At 69.9% G+C, this 12,484-nt stretch carries 13 protein-coding genes; 2 read left to right on the forward strand and 11 right to left on the reverse strand.

What is annotated here, in order from left to right; translation table 11 throughout:
* Positions 1 to 4 precede the first annotated feature (4 nt).
* The 7 genes from J3S20_RS25825 to J3S20_RS25855 form a co-directional block, all read right to left on the reverse strand.
* Entirely contained in the window at positions 5 to 967 is a 963-nt protein-coding gene (locus J3S20_RS25825) for a Bug family tripartite tricarboxylate transporter substrate binding protein (protein ID WP_216839809.1), read from the reverse strand.
* 59 nt (positions 968 to 1,026) lie between these two features.
* Entirely contained in the window at positions 1,027 to 1,983 is a 957-nt protein-coding gene (locus J3S20_RS25830) for a substrate-binding domain-containing protein (protein ID WP_216839810.1), read from the reverse strand.
* A complete protein-coding gene (locus tag J3S20_RS25835; RefSeq protein WP_216839811.1) occupies positions 1,983 to 4,118 on the reverse strand; it encodes a xanthine dehydrogenase family protein molybdopterin-binding subunit in 2,136 nt (711 codons plus the stop codon). Before J3S20_RS25835 ends, J3S20_RS25830 begins: the two co-directional genes overlap by 1 nt.
* A complete protein-coding gene (locus J3S20_RS25840; protein WP_246603285.1) occupies positions 4,115 to 4,579 on the reverse strand; it encodes a (2Fe-2S)-binding protein in 465 nt (154 codons plus the stop codon). Before J3S20_RS25840 ends, J3S20_RS25835 begins: the two co-directional genes overlap by 4 nt.
* Positions 4,576 to 5,544, reverse strand: a complete 969-nt coding sequence (locus J3S20_RS25845; RefSeq protein ID WP_246603286.1) for a tripartite tricarboxylate transporter substrate binding protein — start codon at positions 5,542 to 5,544, stop codon at positions 4,576 to 4,578. The genes J3S20_RS25840 and J3S20_RS25845 overlap by 4 nt, the downstream gene beginning before the upstream one ends.
* Before the next feature lie 68 nt (positions 5,545 to 5,612).
* A complete protein-coding gene (locus J3S20_RS25850) occupies positions 5,613 to 6,194 on the reverse strand; it encodes an NAD(P)H-dependent oxidoreductase (RefSeq protein WP_216839812.1) in 582 nt (193 codons plus the stop codon).
* A complete protein-coding gene (locus tag J3S20_RS25855) occupies positions 6,194 to 6,625 on the reverse strand; it encodes a cupin domain-containing protein (RefSeq protein ID WP_246603287.1) in 432 nt (143 codons plus the stop codon). Before J3S20_RS25855 ends, J3S20_RS25850 begins: the two co-directional genes overlap by 1 nt.
* A gap of 74 nt (positions 6,626 to 6,699) precedes the next feature.
* Between J3S20_RS25855 and J3S20_RS25860 the strand changes: the two genes are divergently transcribed.
* Entirely contained in the window at positions 6,700 to 7,281 is a 582-nt protein-coding gene (locus J3S20_RS25860; RefSeq protein ID WP_216839813.1) for an NAD(P)H-dependent oxidoreductase, read from the forward strand.
* Positions 7,282 to 7,341: 60 nt separating this feature from the next.
* Complete coding sequence (locus J3S20_RS25865; protein WP_216839814.1) at positions 7,342 to 8,403, forward strand: alpha/beta fold hydrolase; 1,062 nt, start codon at positions 7,342 to 7,344, stop codon at positions 8,401 to 8,403.
* 6 nt (positions 8,404 to 8,409) lie between these two features.
* Here J3S20_RS25865 and J3S20_RS25870 read toward each other — a convergent pair whose 3' ends face one another.
* The 4 genes from J3S20_RS25870 to J3S20_RS25885 are packed head-to-tail and all read right to left on the reverse strand — an operon-like array spanning position 8,410 to position 12,383.
* On the reverse strand, positions 8,410 to 9,741 hold the full coding sequence (locus J3S20_RS25870; protein ID WP_216839815.1) for a cytosine deaminase: 1,332 nt from the start codon (positions 9,739 to 9,741) through the stop codon (positions 8,410 to 8,412).
* Positions 9,738 to 10,598 (reverse strand): ABC transporter permease, encoded by an 861-nt coding sequence (locus tag J3S20_RS25875; RefSeq protein ID WP_216839816.1) that lies wholly within the window; start codon positions 10,596 to 10,598, stop codon positions 9,738 to 9,740. The genes J3S20_RS25870 and J3S20_RS25875 overlap by 4 nt, the downstream gene beginning before the upstream one ends.
* Complete coding sequence (locus J3S20_RS25880; protein ID WP_216839817.1) at positions 10,595 to 11,389, reverse strand: ABC transporter ATP-binding protein; 795 nt, start codon at positions 11,387 to 11,389, stop codon at positions 10,595 to 10,597. Before J3S20_RS25880 ends, J3S20_RS25875 begins: the two co-directional genes overlap by 4 nt.
* Positions 11,382 to 12,383, reverse strand: a complete 1,002-nt coding sequence (locus J3S20_RS25885; protein WP_246603288.1) for an ABC transporter substrate-binding protein — start codon at positions 12,381 to 12,383, stop codon at positions 11,382 to 11,384. The genes J3S20_RS25880 and J3S20_RS25885 overlap by 8 nt, the downstream gene beginning before the upstream one ends.
* Positions 12,384 to 12,484: the final 101 nt, after the last annotated feature.

Raw genomic sequence — 12,484 nt, forward strand, 5'->3', positions numbered from 1 at the left:
CCCCTCAATCCGGCTGGATATTCGCCGCCCGGACCAGCCCGCCCCAGGTCTCCACCTGGCCCTTGAAGAAGGTGCCGAGCTCGGCCGGGGAGGACAGCACCAGCCGGGCCTGCTGCGTCTCCGTCATCACCGTGCGCGCCCGTTCCTCGGACAGCGTTTCCTTCAGCGCCGTGTTCATGCGCGCCACCTGGTCGGCCGGCGTGCCATGCGGGGCGAAGACGGCCCACCAGGCTTCCGCCTCCATATTCGGGAAGCCCGCCTCGGCCGCGGTCTGGGTCTCGGCCAGGCGGGTCAGCCGCTGCGGGCCGAATTGCAGGATGGGGCGCAGGGACCCGCCGGTGATGTGCGGCAGCAGCAGCGCGGCGCTGCCGATCATCATCTCCACATGGCCGGCCACCGCATCATTCACGGCGAGGCCGCCGCTGCGATAGGGCACATGCGTCAGCTGCACGCCGGCCTTCTCACCCACTCGAATCATCGAGAGATGCCCCAGCGTGCCATTGCCGGTGGAGCCATAGGTGACGCCAGGCCGCGCCTTGGCCGCCGCGACCACGTCGGCGATGCTGCGATAGGGCTTGTCCGGCCGCGTCGCCACCGCATAGGGCGAGCCGCCGATCAGCATCACCGGGTCCAGGTCCTTCAGCACGTCGAAGGGCGGGTTGCGCAGCAGGGCCGGGATGGTGGCGTGGCTGTCGAAGGTCAGCAGCCAGGTCTGCCCATCCGGCCGCGCCTTGGCGACGATATCCGCGCCAATCGAGCCCGCGGCGCCGGAGCGGTTCTCCACCACCACATTGGCGCCGAGCCGCTGCTGCAGCCCCGGCGAGACCAGCCGCGCCACGGCATCGGTGGATCCACCCGGGCCGAAGGGCACGACGATGCGGATGGTGGGGGTCTGGGCGCGCAGCAGGCCGGGGGTGGCCAGCAGCCCGGCCATGGCGCCGAGCCCGGCGCGGCGGGTCATTTTCATCCGTTTTTCCTCCCTTCGGCGGCCGGGCGCGGCCGCCTTTGTGCCAAGGCCGCGCCCGCTCAGTCGTCGCGGGTACTGGCCTCGAACAACTCCTCCACCGGAACCGCATGGGCGGTCAACCCATCGGTGAAGGCGTAGCGGCACATGGCCTCCAGCTCCGCCTTGTTGCGCAGGAAGCCATAGGGCCAGGGATCGCCGCCCATCTGGGCCGTCTGCGCGGCGGCTTCTGCGGCGATCCAGGGCAGCGAGACGCGCAGCACATTGACCATCGAAAGCTCCGCCACCGCGTGGTTCTTGGCGGCGTTGAAGGCCTCGAAGACCGCGCGCGGCAGGTCGGGCCGGCCCTCCACCAGGTCGCGGCGGATCGCGATGCAATGCATGATGGGGAAGAAGCCGGTGGCGGCGGCATAGGCCTGCTCCTCCGCCCGGCTGTCCGGAAACAGGCGGGCGACCGGCGCGGTCTGCTGGGTGAAGCAGGCGGGCGGGCGCGGGCCGATGAAGGCGTCGATCCGGCCCTCGGCCAGCATCGCCTCCAGCGTCTCGCCGGCGGGGATCACCTGCATGTCGATCTCGGGCGGCAGGCTGAGCGGCGTGCGCTCGCCGGAGGAGCGCCAGGCGATGGAGGAGACCTCCACCCCATAGTAGCTGCGCAGCATGCCGCGCACCCACATGGCCGCGGTCTGCTGATACTCCGGCACGCCGATCACGCGCCCCGCCAGGTCCTTCGGCCCCGCAATCCCGCGATCCGTGCGGATATAGATGGCGGAATGCCGAAAAGCGCGGGAGGGGAAGACCGGCACGCCGATATAGCGGCTGTCGCCCCGCGCGACGGAAAGGATGTGGCTGGCCATCGAGAGTTCGGTGATGTCGTAGCGTGCCTCCCGCATCGCGATGCGGAACAGCTCCTCCGGCTCCCCGGCGGTGGGCGTCACGTCATAGCCCGCGATCTTGATGCGGCCGTCCAGGATGGGCTGGGTGCGGTCGCTGCGGGTGCAGGCAAGGGTCAGAGAGGGCATCAGTCTTCCATGGCTCGGGCGATGTTTTCGGGCGTGAAGGGCCAGTGCCGCGGGCGGACGCCCAGCGCATCGCCGATGGCATTGGCGATGGCGCCGATCACCGGCCCCATGCTGCATTCGCCGGCGCCGAGCGGCGGCGCCTCGGGCCGCGCGACCAGCGCGACTTCCACGCGCGGCACTTCGGAGAAGCGGAGGATCGGATAGTCCTCCCAGCCCGTGGAGGTGACGTTGCGCGCATCGTGGCGCACCGCCTCCAACAGGCAGAGGGACGTCGCCTGGATGGCGCCGCCCTCGATTTGGTTCAGCGTGCCATCGGGGTTGATCACCTCCCCCACATCGGCGGCGAGCCAGAGGCGCCGGCAGAAGACGCGCTCCGCCGCCTCGATCTCCGCCACCGCCGCGCACCAGGCGCCGCTGCCCTTGTACCGCGCGACGGCGAGGCCCATGCCGAACCCCTCGCGCTTCACGCGGCCGGACCAGTTCGCCATTTCGGCGGCGCGGGTCAGCACGTCGCGCGCCCGCGCATCCTCCATCTGGCGCAGGCGATAGGCGAGTGGGTCCTGCCCCACGGCGGCGGCCATCTCGTTCATCACGCTCTCGATCGCCCAGACATTGGCGAGCGCGCCGAGGCCGCGCAGGGCGCTGGTGCGCAGCGGCATTTCGGCGAGATGGGTCATGCGCACATGCAGCGCCGGAATGGCATAGGCCGGCACCGCATTACGCTGCGCGCCGCCACCGCCGGCCAGCGGCGGGTTGATGGCATTCGGCACGGCGAAGGGCTCGGCGAGCATCGAGGCCGCGAGCAGCGTCGGCAGCGCGCCGCGGCCCGGCCGTCCGGAGTGGCCGTTGGAGGTGACGTGCTGCGTCCAGCGCAGCAGCCGCCCCTCCGCATCGGCCTCCGCCGCCACATCCACCAGCATGGCCGGCGAGGCCGGGCCCCAGCCCAGCTCCTCCGCCCGCGTCCAGAGCACGCGCACCGGCACGCCGGGATTTGCCCGCGCGAGCAGCGCGGCCTCCAGCGCCACGTCATCGGCGCCGTTATGGCCGTAGCAGCCGGCGGCCTCGACATGCTGGATGTGGAAGGCTTCGGCCGGCAGGCGCATGGCCTTCACCAGGTCGGCGCGCAGATTGTAGATGCCTTGGCTGTGGCTCCAGATTTTTGCGACTTCGCCTTCCCATAGCGCCACGGCGCAGCAGGTGCCGATGGAGGCGTGGGTGACGAACGGGCGGAAGAAGCGGGCCGCCACGCGATGCGCCGGTTCCGGCGTTTCGGCGGCGCGGTCCAGCACGGTGGTGGTCTCGCCGGGCGCCTCGGCCAGCCAGGTCTCGACATTCTCCGGCAGCGTGTCCTGCGCCGCCCATTCAGCGCGGGTGGCGACGCGCAAGGCGGCCGCTTCCGCATGGTGTTCCTGTGTCGCCAGCACGGCGAGAAAATTGCCGTCGCGATGGAGCCTGGCGCCACCGGGCAGCGCGCCCTCGCGCACCGAGATCAGCTTCGCGCCCCGCGCGGCGGGTCGCACCACGCGGGCATGCAGCATGCCCGGCAGCCGCAGGTCCTGGATGAAGCGGGGCTGCCCAAAAATCTTGTCGGGCAGGTCGAGCCGCGGCGTGGAGGTGCCGGCGATGCGGCGTTGATCCGCGCGCTTCGGCGTGCCGTCTGCGGTCGCCTCCACCGCCAGCAGCCCGGACTCCGCCAGCGACCAGTAGCTGCCGAGCACCCGGCCATCCGGCGCCACGAAATCGCCGTCGTTGACGAAAATATCGTCGCGGGAAACGCCGCTGCGCTGGGCGATGACACCGACGAAGATGGCGCGCGCCTCGGCGCAGGCGTGGCGGATCGCCATGCCGGATTCCTGGACCGAGAGGCTGCCGCTGGTCACCGCCTCATCGGGGCTGGTGGGTGTGGCCGCCGCCTGGACGCGGATGCGCGGCAGGGCCACGTCGAGCTCTTCCGCCGCGATCTGGGCGAGCGCGGTCAGGATCCCCTGCCCCAGCTCCACCTTGCCCGGAGTCAGCAGCACCGCGCCTTCCGGCAGCATGCGCAGCCATTGGTCGAGGCGCCGGTTCACCTGCAGGCTGCCCGGCAGCTTCGGCTTGCCATCCGCCGGCGGCGGCCCGTGGAAGGCGAGGTTCATGGCGCCATCTCCTCCGCCGCCCGCAGCACGGCGCGCAGGATGCGGTTGTGGCTGCCGCAGCGGCAGAGATGCGGGTCGAGCGCGGCGCGGAGCTGATCCTCGCTCGGCCGCGGCGTCTCGCGCAGCAGCGCCGCGGCGCGGATCTGGATGCCAGACAGGCAGAAGCCGCATTGCCCCGCCTGCAGCTCCAGCAGCGCCCGCTGCAGCGGATGCGGCGCCTCGGCCGTGCCGAGACCTTCGACGGTGGTCACGTTTCGCCCTGCCACATCACCGACCGGCAGCGTGCAGGCATACCGCGGAAGATCGTCGACCAGCACGAGGCAGGCGCCGCATTGCTCCGCGCCGCAGCCGAAGCGGGTGCCGGACAGGCCGAGCGGCCCGCGCAGCGCCGCCAGCAACGGCGCCTCCGGCTCGATCGGCACGGCCACCGCCGTGCCGTTCAGCTGGAAGGTCGTGCTCAAGCGGGCGTCATCTTCGCCATGCGGATGAATTCCGCCTGCCGCGTGATGTCGGCGCGCAGATAGGCGTCGAACTCCGCCATCGACATCGCCATGGGCTGCGCGCCGAGCCGGGCCTGCGCCTCCGCCGTCGCCGGCAAAGCGAGGATGCGGTTGACCTCGGTATTGATGCGCTGCCGCAGTTCCACGGGCGTCGCCGCCGGCGCCATGAAGCCGAGCCAGATGGAGGCCTCGTAGCCTGCCAGCGTCTCCGCTACCGCGGGCAGTTCCGGCATCAGCGGGCTGCGCGACGGGCCGGTGGTGGCCAGGCCGCGCACGCGGCCGCCCTCGATTTGCGGGCGCATGGTGGGGATGGCGTCGAACATGATGGGCACGGTGCCGGAGATGACGGCGGTGCGCGCCTCGTTGGAGCTGCGGAAGGGCACATGGGTCGCCGTGGCGCCGGCCATCGCCAGGAAGACCTCGCCGGCCACGTGATAGGGCGTGCCGGGGCCGGAGGAGGCGTAGTCGTACTTGCCCGGATTGGCGCGCAGCAGCGCGATCAGCTCCGGCAGGCTGTTGGCGGGGATGGAGGGATGCACGGCCAGGACGTGATGCGCGATATTGATGGCCGCGACCGGCGCCAGGTCCCGCATCAGCACATAGGGGCGGTTGGGCAGCAGCGTCTCATTCGCCGTATGGGTATTCGACATCAGCAGCAGCGTGTGGCCATCCGGGGCGGACTTGGCCACGGCATCGGTGCCGATGGTGGCGCCGGCGCCGGGCCGGTTCTCCACCACGAAGGGCTGGCCGAAGGCCTGGGACAGCGGCTCCGCCAGGAAGCGCGCCGCGACATCGGCGGACCCGCCGAGGCCGAAGGGCACCACGATCCGCACCGGCCGGTTCGGCCAGCCAGCCTGGGCCCGCGCCACACCTGGTGCGGCCAGCGCCGCACCGCCGGCAGCCAGCAACAACCTGCGTCCGATCATGATCTTCCTCCCGTGCAATCGTTTGGAGGGAAGATTGCCCCGGAGCGCCGCCAGGGCAAGGGTTTGCTTCAGAACCGCGCCATGCGCCCCTGCACCCGGGCCAGGAAGGCGGCGCGCCGGGCGTCGTCCGCGCGGTTCATGTCATACAGCGCGTGGTAGTCGATGGCGGCCCGGCCGGCCGTGATCAGGCGGAAGTAGCGGGTGACGGCCTTGCGCGGCGGGTCGCCCGCCAGGATCGCGGTCCAGCGCGGCCGGCCATAGGTGCTGATGCCGGCGATTTTGCCGATATGCAGCAGGTTGGGCCTGGCCACGCCCTCCTCCAGCCGGAAGGACACGCCGGGCAGCAGCACGCGGTCCATCCAGCCCTTCAGGATCGCGGGCAGGCCGAAGCACCAGGTGGGGAAGGACAGGACCAGCGCCTCCGCCTGCTCCAGCCGGCGCACATAATCCTCGACCGGCGCGCGATTGCCGGGGATCTCGTGGTAGCCGCGGCGCTCGGCGGCGGAGAGCACGGGGTTGAAGCCCTCGGCGTAGAGGTCGCAGAGGTCGACGCTGTGGCCGGCCTGTCGCAGCCCCTCCCGCGCCGCATCGCGGATGGCGGCGTGAAAACTTTCCTCCAGCGGATGGGCATAGAGGTAGAGCACGCGCATCAGGCGGCGCCCGTGATGACGGCGATATCCTCGGCCGGCAGGTCGATCGGCGTGCCGTTGCGGATCAGCTCGGCGAAACCCTCGTTCGGCGTCATGAAGGTCAGGCAGTAGAGTTTTTCCGCCGTGTCGTTGAGCACGACATGCTCGACGCCCGGGCGCAGCACGAAGGCATCGCCAGGGCCGACCGGCATCTCGACGCCATCCGCAAAAGCCTTGCCCGAGCCCTTGAGGACGAAGAAGCATTCCTCCGCCAGGCTGTGGGTATTGGGCGGCGTGCGGCCGCCGGGCGCAAAGATCTCCACCACCATGGTGAAGGACACGCCATCCGCCACGGGGTCGAAGAGGCAGGCGAAGTAGTTGGTGTCGCCCGGGGCGATGCGGAATCCGCGCAGATCGGCGGCACGCCTGGCCAGGACGGGAACGGACATCATCGGCGCGAATCTCCATTGCGGCATTCGGCGCGATCATTGCATGGAGCGTGCCAGGACCGCACCGGTGAGGCCCCATGCGCGTGCTGATGATCTACTGCCACCCGCGTCCCGACAGTTTTGCGGCGGCACTGCGCGATGCCGCGCGGCGCGCGCTGGAAGCGAAGGGGCATGAGGTGGAGCTGCGCGACCTCTATGCGGAGGGTTTCGACCCGGCGCTCTCCGCCGAGGAGCGCGGCCGGTACCACAGCGTGACGGACAACCTGGCCGGGGTGGAGGACCACGTCGCCAGCCTGCAGCGGGCCGATGCGCTGCTACTGGTGCACCCCACCTGGTGGTACGGCATGCCGGCGATGCTGAAGGGCTGGTTCGATCGCGTCTGGGCGCCGGGCGTCGCCTTCAGGCTGGGGGATGGCGCCATCACGCCGCTGCTGACGAACATCAAGCGGATCGGCGTGATCACCACCTATGGCTCGCCGCGCTGGCTGCTCTGGTACATCGGCCATCCCGACCGCAAGCTGGTGAACCGCGGCATCCGCCGGCTCTGCGCGCCCCGCTGCCGCACGGATTGGTACACCCTGACCCGCATGGACCACCGGTCGCGCGACGAATGCGCCGCCTTCCTGGCCCGGGTGGAGCGGGAGATGGCGCGCTGGTAGGCACTCCGTTAGGCTCCGGCAACAACCGGCCCGACAAGTGGCCGTGCAGGAGGAGCCACCATGAAAACCCTTGCCTTCGCGCGGCGCGCCGCGCTGATGATCGGCCTGGCGCTGGCCGCAGCACCCGCCCTGGCCGCCGATTTCCCGGCGCCGCGCGACCACAGCTGGGTGGCGCGGGATTTTCGGTTCCACACCGGGGAAGTGATGCCGGAGCTGCGCATCGGCTACACCACCGTGGGCGAGCCCGGCGGCATCCCGGTGCTGGTGCTGCACGGCACCGCCGGCAATGCCCGCAACATGCTGGTGCAGAGTTTTGCGGGCCAGCTGTTCGGCGAGGGCCAGCCGCTGGACGCGAAGCGGCACTTCATCATCATCCCCGATGCCATCGGCACGGGCCGCAGCAGCAAGCCGTCGGACGGGCTGCGCGGCGCCTTCCCGCGCTACAACTACGACGACATGGTCGCGGCCCAGCACCGGCTGGTGACGGAGGGGCTCGGCATTCCGCGGCTGCGGCTGGTGATCGGCAATTCCATGGGCGGCATGCATGCCTGGCTCTGGGGCACCAACTTCCCGGATGCGATGGACGCCATCGTGCCCATGGCGTCGCAGCCCACCGAGATGTCGTCCCGCAACTGGATGCTGCGGCGGCTGATGGTGGAAAGCGTGCGGCGCGACCCTGGCTATGCCAATGGCTTCTATACGCAGCAGCCGGCCTCGCTCGGCCGGGCCAATGTCGTCTTCGCCACCGCCACCAATGGCGGCACGCTGAACCTGCAGAAGATCGCGCCGACGCGCGAGGCCGCGGACCGGCTGGTGGAGCAGCGGCTGGCCGCGCCGCCACCGGCCGACGCGAATGACTTCGTCTATCAGTGGGATTCCTCGCGCGACTACAACCCGGCGCCGCGGCTGGAGCGCATCCGCGCGCAGGTGCTGGCGATCAATGCCGCGGATGATGAGCGCAATCCGCCGGAGACCGGGCTGATGCAGGCGGCGATGCAGCGGGTGGCGAATGGCCGCCTGCTGTTGATCCCGGCCAGCGCCGAGACGCTGGGCCATGGCACCACCGGCCAGGCCCGTTTCTGGGCCGAGGATCTGCGCGCCTTCCTGCGCGGGCTGGAATAGTCGCCGCTAATCCGCGACGCCCAGCGTCGCATCCAGCTCCCGCCAATCGGGCGCGGTCGCGTCGAGCACTCGGCCGGCCCGCAGCACGATACGGTCGGATTGCGGGCGGGAGAGCAGTTCCGTCATGAAGCGCGCGCCATACAGCACGAGGTCCGCGGCCGCGCCGACGCGGATGATGCCGTGCTGCGTGGCCACGCCCATCGCTTCCGCCGGCCGCGCCGTGGCCGCGGCGGGCCAATGCCCGAAGGGATGGTCGAGATGGAGGATGCGGGCGGACTCCCGAAAAACCTCCGTCATGTCGAGGTCGCCATAGGCGTAGAAGGGGTCGCGCGTATTGTCGGAGGCAACCGAGACGCGGATGCCGGCCGCCTGCATCTCATGCACCAGCGTCACGCCGCGCCAGCGGGGCGTGCGGTTCGCCACGCGGTCCTGCAGGTACATGTTGCACATGGGCAGCACGACGATGTCGATGCCCGCCTCCGCCACGCGGGCGATCGTCTCCTTCGCGAAATCCTCCGGCTGGATCGAGAGCGAGCAGCAATGGCCGCACTGGATCCTACCCTTGAAGCCGCGCTTCAGGGCGGTGAGTGCGATCTCGCGCAGGGCGCGTGCGCCGGATTCGCCGGATTCATCGACATGCAGGTCGAGGTCGAGGCCGCGCGCCTCGGCGAGCGAGAAGAAATGGTCCAGCTCCGCCTGGAAGGTGGCGGGCAGCGCGTCGTGGATGCCGCCGGTCGGACGCGTGACCATGCCGAGCACGCCGCCGGCCTCCGCCACCGTATCGGCCAGCAATTCCCCATCCGGCCCCGCAAAGCGGTCGAGCGGGCAGATGGAGGACATCTGCAGCGCGATGCGTCCGGCCCAGGCCTCGCGCAGCCGGCGGAAGACGCGCCAGGTGGTCAGGCCATGCGGCAGGTAGGTATCCAGATGCGTGCGGATGGCGACCGTGCCATGCGCGTAGGCGCAGCGCAGCGCGAAATCGGCGCGGGCTTCGATATCGGCCTCGGACCAGGCGGCGCCGCGGTCGCCCATCACGGCGGTGATGGCGCCGGCGAAATCGCCCGTCAGGTTGCGCATGCGTGGCCAGATATGACCTTTGTCCAGATGCGTATGCGCATCGACGAAGCCCGGCCAGACCTGGCCGCCGCGCAGGTCGATGCCCGCGGGCGCGGTGCCGAGCGGGGCAAGGGTCGCGATGCGACCGTGCTCGATCTGGATATCGAGGCGCAGCAGCCCGTCCACATCCGGCGGCCCGTCCAGGCCTTGCGTGAAGGCTGCATGCGCGCGGGCATTGCGCAGCCAGAAGTTCGGGCCGGCGGCGGCAAGCTGGGCCTTCATCGACGTTCCTTCATCGCGCTTTCATGCCAGTGACGCAGCGCCAGGTGTGAGATCAGGCTCATCGCCAGAAAAATTGCGATGCCGGTCAACGACACCAGCACCAGCGCCGCAAACATTTTCGGGATCTGCAGCTGGTACCCGGCCTCCAGGATGCGATAGGCGAGGCCGGAGGCGCGGCCGCCGGTGCCGGCGACGAATTCCGCGACGATCGCGCCGATCAGCGCCAGCCCGCCCGAAATACGCAGCCCCGCGAGAAAATAGGGCATGGCGGTCGGCAGCCGCAGATGCCGCAGCACCTGCCAGCGGCTGGCGCGATACAGGCGGAACAGGTCGGCCAGGTTCTGGTCCGCGCTGTTCAGGCCGAGTGTCGTATTGGACAGGATCGGAAAGAAGGCGACGATCCAGGCGCAGATCAGCAGGGCGATGCGGATATCGTCCACCCAGATGATGATCAGCGGCGCGATCGCCACCACCGGCGTGACCTGCAGGATCACCGCATAGGGAAACAGCGACAGCTCGATGATCCGCGACTGCGCGAACAGCACCGCCAGCGCCAGGCCCAGCACGGCGGCCACGGCCAGGGCGGCAAAGGTGATCTGCAGGGTGATGAGCAGCGAAACGGAGAGCGAGGGCCATTCGCGGATCAGCGTCTCGAACACCGTCACGGGCCCCGGCAGCAGATAGGGCGGAATCTCGTTGATCCGCACCAGTGCCTCCCACCCCGCAAGCGCCAGCAGGCCGATCAGCGTCGGCGCGATGATGCGCAGCCAGGCTTCCGCGGTCAGGCCGAAATGGCGCGGCGCGCGGTCCTGCAGCGGCGCATCGGCGGCCTCATTGGCCGAGAGCAGCACGGTCATTCTTCCATCGCCCGATGCAGTGCGGAGGAAATCTCGCGGCAATGCGCCGCGTAGTCGGCGGAGGTCCGGAAGGCCTCGCCGCGCGGATAGGGCGCGTCGACGGCCAGGTCCTCCACCACCCGCCCGGGCCTGGCCGCCATCACCACCACACGGCGGGACAGGTAGACGCTCTCGAAGACCGAATGGGTGACGAAGACCGCGGTGAAGCGCTCCGCCTGCCACAGCGTCAGCAGGTCGTTGTTCAGCTTGTGGCGGGTGATCTCGTCGAGTGCGGCAAACGGTTCGTCCATCAGCAGCAGCCGTGGCTTCGTCACCAGGGCGCGGGCGATGGAGACGCGCATCTTCATGCCGCCGGACAGCGCGCGCGGATAGCTGTCCTCGAACCCCGCCAGCCCGACCGAGGCCAGGGCGTCGCGCGCGCGGCGCTCCGCGGTCTGCCGCCCCACGCCGCCCAGGCGCAGCGGCAGCATCACGTTGCGCAGCGCGCTGGACCAGGGCATCAGCGTCGGCTCCTGGAAGACGAAGCCGATATCGCCGGTCTCCCCGCCGCCCGCCATTTCCACCCGGCCGGAGGAAGGCGGGATCAGCCCCGCCATCATCCGCAGCACGGTGGATTTGCCGCAGCCGGAGGGGCCGAGCAGCGAGACGAAGTCGCCACGCGCCACGGAAAGGTCGACGCCGCGCACCGCCAGCGTGCCATTGGCATAGCGCTTGGTGACGCCTTCCAGCGAGATGACGGAAGCCGGCCCCCGCGGCTCCGTCACCGGCGCGATGGGCGGGGCCTCAGGCAAGGCCCACGCGCTTGTTCACGAATTCCAGGCTGTAGGCCTTGGTGTAGTCCAGCCCTTCGGGATAGCGGCCGAGATCGCGCATGCCCTCGTAGAAGGACTTCCACCGCGCATCCGTCATCGCCCCGATGCCGAGCCGCAGCGAATCGCCGGAGTGGACGATGCCGGCCTCGTTCATCACGCGGATCGCATAGGCGATCTTGGCGTCATCCATCTCGGGATTGTCGCGCTTGATGGCGGCATTCGCGGCGCCGATGTCCTCCGCCTTCATGTAGGCGGCCCAGCCCTCGATCGTCGCATTGACGAAACGCTGCACCAGATCCTTCTTCTCCGCCACCATGCGGCGGGAGACGTCGATGGTGGTCTGGTAGTTCTGGTAGCCGGCATCGGCGATGAGGAAGACCCTGGGCGTCGCGCCGGCCTGCTGCGCGGCGAAGGGTTCGGAGCTGATGAAGCCCTGCTGGATCGCCATGCGGTCCGCCATGAAGGGACCGACATTGAAGGTATAGGGCCGGATCTGCTCATCGGTGAAGCCGAACTTCGCCTGCAGGAAGGGCCAATAGGTGACGCGGCCGGAGGCACCGATCAGGATCGGCCGGCCCTTCATGTCCTCGAAGGAATTGATGCCATTGCCCGCATGGGTCATCAGCACCTGCGGGTCCTTCTGCATGATGGCGCCGATGGTCAGGAAGGGCAGGTTTTCCCGCACATAGTTCAGCGCCTGGAAGCCGTTGGACATGATGAAGTCCACGCGGCCGGCCAGCAGCAGCTGCGCCGGGTTCTGCTGCGGCCCGCCCATGCGGATCTCGCAATCGATACCATGGCGGCGATAGATGCCGGCGGCGACGGCCTGGTAGTAGCCGCCATGCTCCGCCTGGGCCCGCCAGTTGGTCTGGAAGGAGACCTTGTCCAGCGTCTGGGCCAGGGGCACCCGCGCGCCCGGAACCGCCGCCAGTGCCAGGCCCATGCCGCCCGTCAGCAGGGCGCGCCGTTCCATTCGATACCGTGTCCGCATCGTCGATCCCTCCAATCGCTTGCCGACGGCCGCTTGCCGCAACCGTTCCTGTATCAGGGTTGCGCCGGCGCAGCGGCAAGGGG

This window comes from Falsiroseomonas tokyonensis, from assembly GCF_019024325.1.
Lineage (GTDB): Bacteria > Pseudomonadota > Alphaproteobacteria > Acetobacterales > Acetobacteraceae > Falsiroseomonas > Falsiroseomonas tokyonensis.

What these genes read in the sequence shown, in the direction of transcription:
- J3S20_RS25870 (WP_216839815.1), bottom strand. Translation starts at nt 9,741, where the DNA reads ATGAAGGCCCAGCTTGCCGCCGCCGGCCCGAACTTCTGGCTGCGCAAT.
- J3S20_RS25845 (WP_246603286.1), bottom strand. Translation starts at nt 5,544, where the DNA reads ATGATCGGACGCAGGTTGTTGCTGGCTGCCGGCGGTGCGGCGCTGGCC.
- J3S20_RS25835 (WP_216839811.1), bottom strand. Translation starts at nt 4,118, where the DNA reads ATGAACCTCGCCTTCCACGGGCCGCCGCCGGCGGATGGCAAGCCGAAG.
- J3S20_RS25855 (WP_246603287.1), bottom strand. Translation starts at nt 6,625, where the DNA reads ATGATGTCCGTTCCCGTCCTGGCCAGGCGTGCCGCCGATCTGCGCGGA.
- J3S20_RS25830 (WP_216839810.1), bottom strand. Translation starts at nt 1,983, where the DNA reads ATGCCCTCTCTGACCCTTGCCTGCACCCGCAGCGACCGCACCCAGCCC.
- J3S20_RS25885 (WP_246603288.1), bottom strand. Translation starts at nt 12,383, where the DNA reads ATGGAACGGCGCGCCCTGCTGACGGGCGGCATGGGCCTGGCACTGGCG.
- J3S20_RS25850 (WP_216839812.1), bottom strand. Translation starts at nt 6,194, where the DNA reads ATGCGCGTGCTCTACCTCTATGCCCATCCGCTGGAGGAAAGTTTTCAC.
- J3S20_RS25865 (WP_216839814.1), top strand. Translation starts at nt 7,342, where the DNA reads ATGAAAACCCTTGCCTTCGCGCGGCGCGCCGCGCTGATGATCGGCCTG.
- J3S20_RS25860 (WP_216839813.1), top strand. Translation starts at nt 6,700, where the DNA reads ATGCGCGTGCTGATGATCTACTGCCACCCGCGTCCCGACAGTTTTGCG.
- J3S20_RS25825 (WP_216839809.1), bottom strand. Translation starts at nt 967, where the DNA reads ATGAAAATGACCCGCCGCGCCGGGCTCGGCGCCATGGCCGGGCTGCTG.
- J3S20_RS25875 (WP_216839816.1), bottom strand. Translation starts at nt 10,598, where the DNA reads ATGACCGTGCTGCTCTCGGCCAATGAGGCCGCCGATGCGCCGCTGCAG.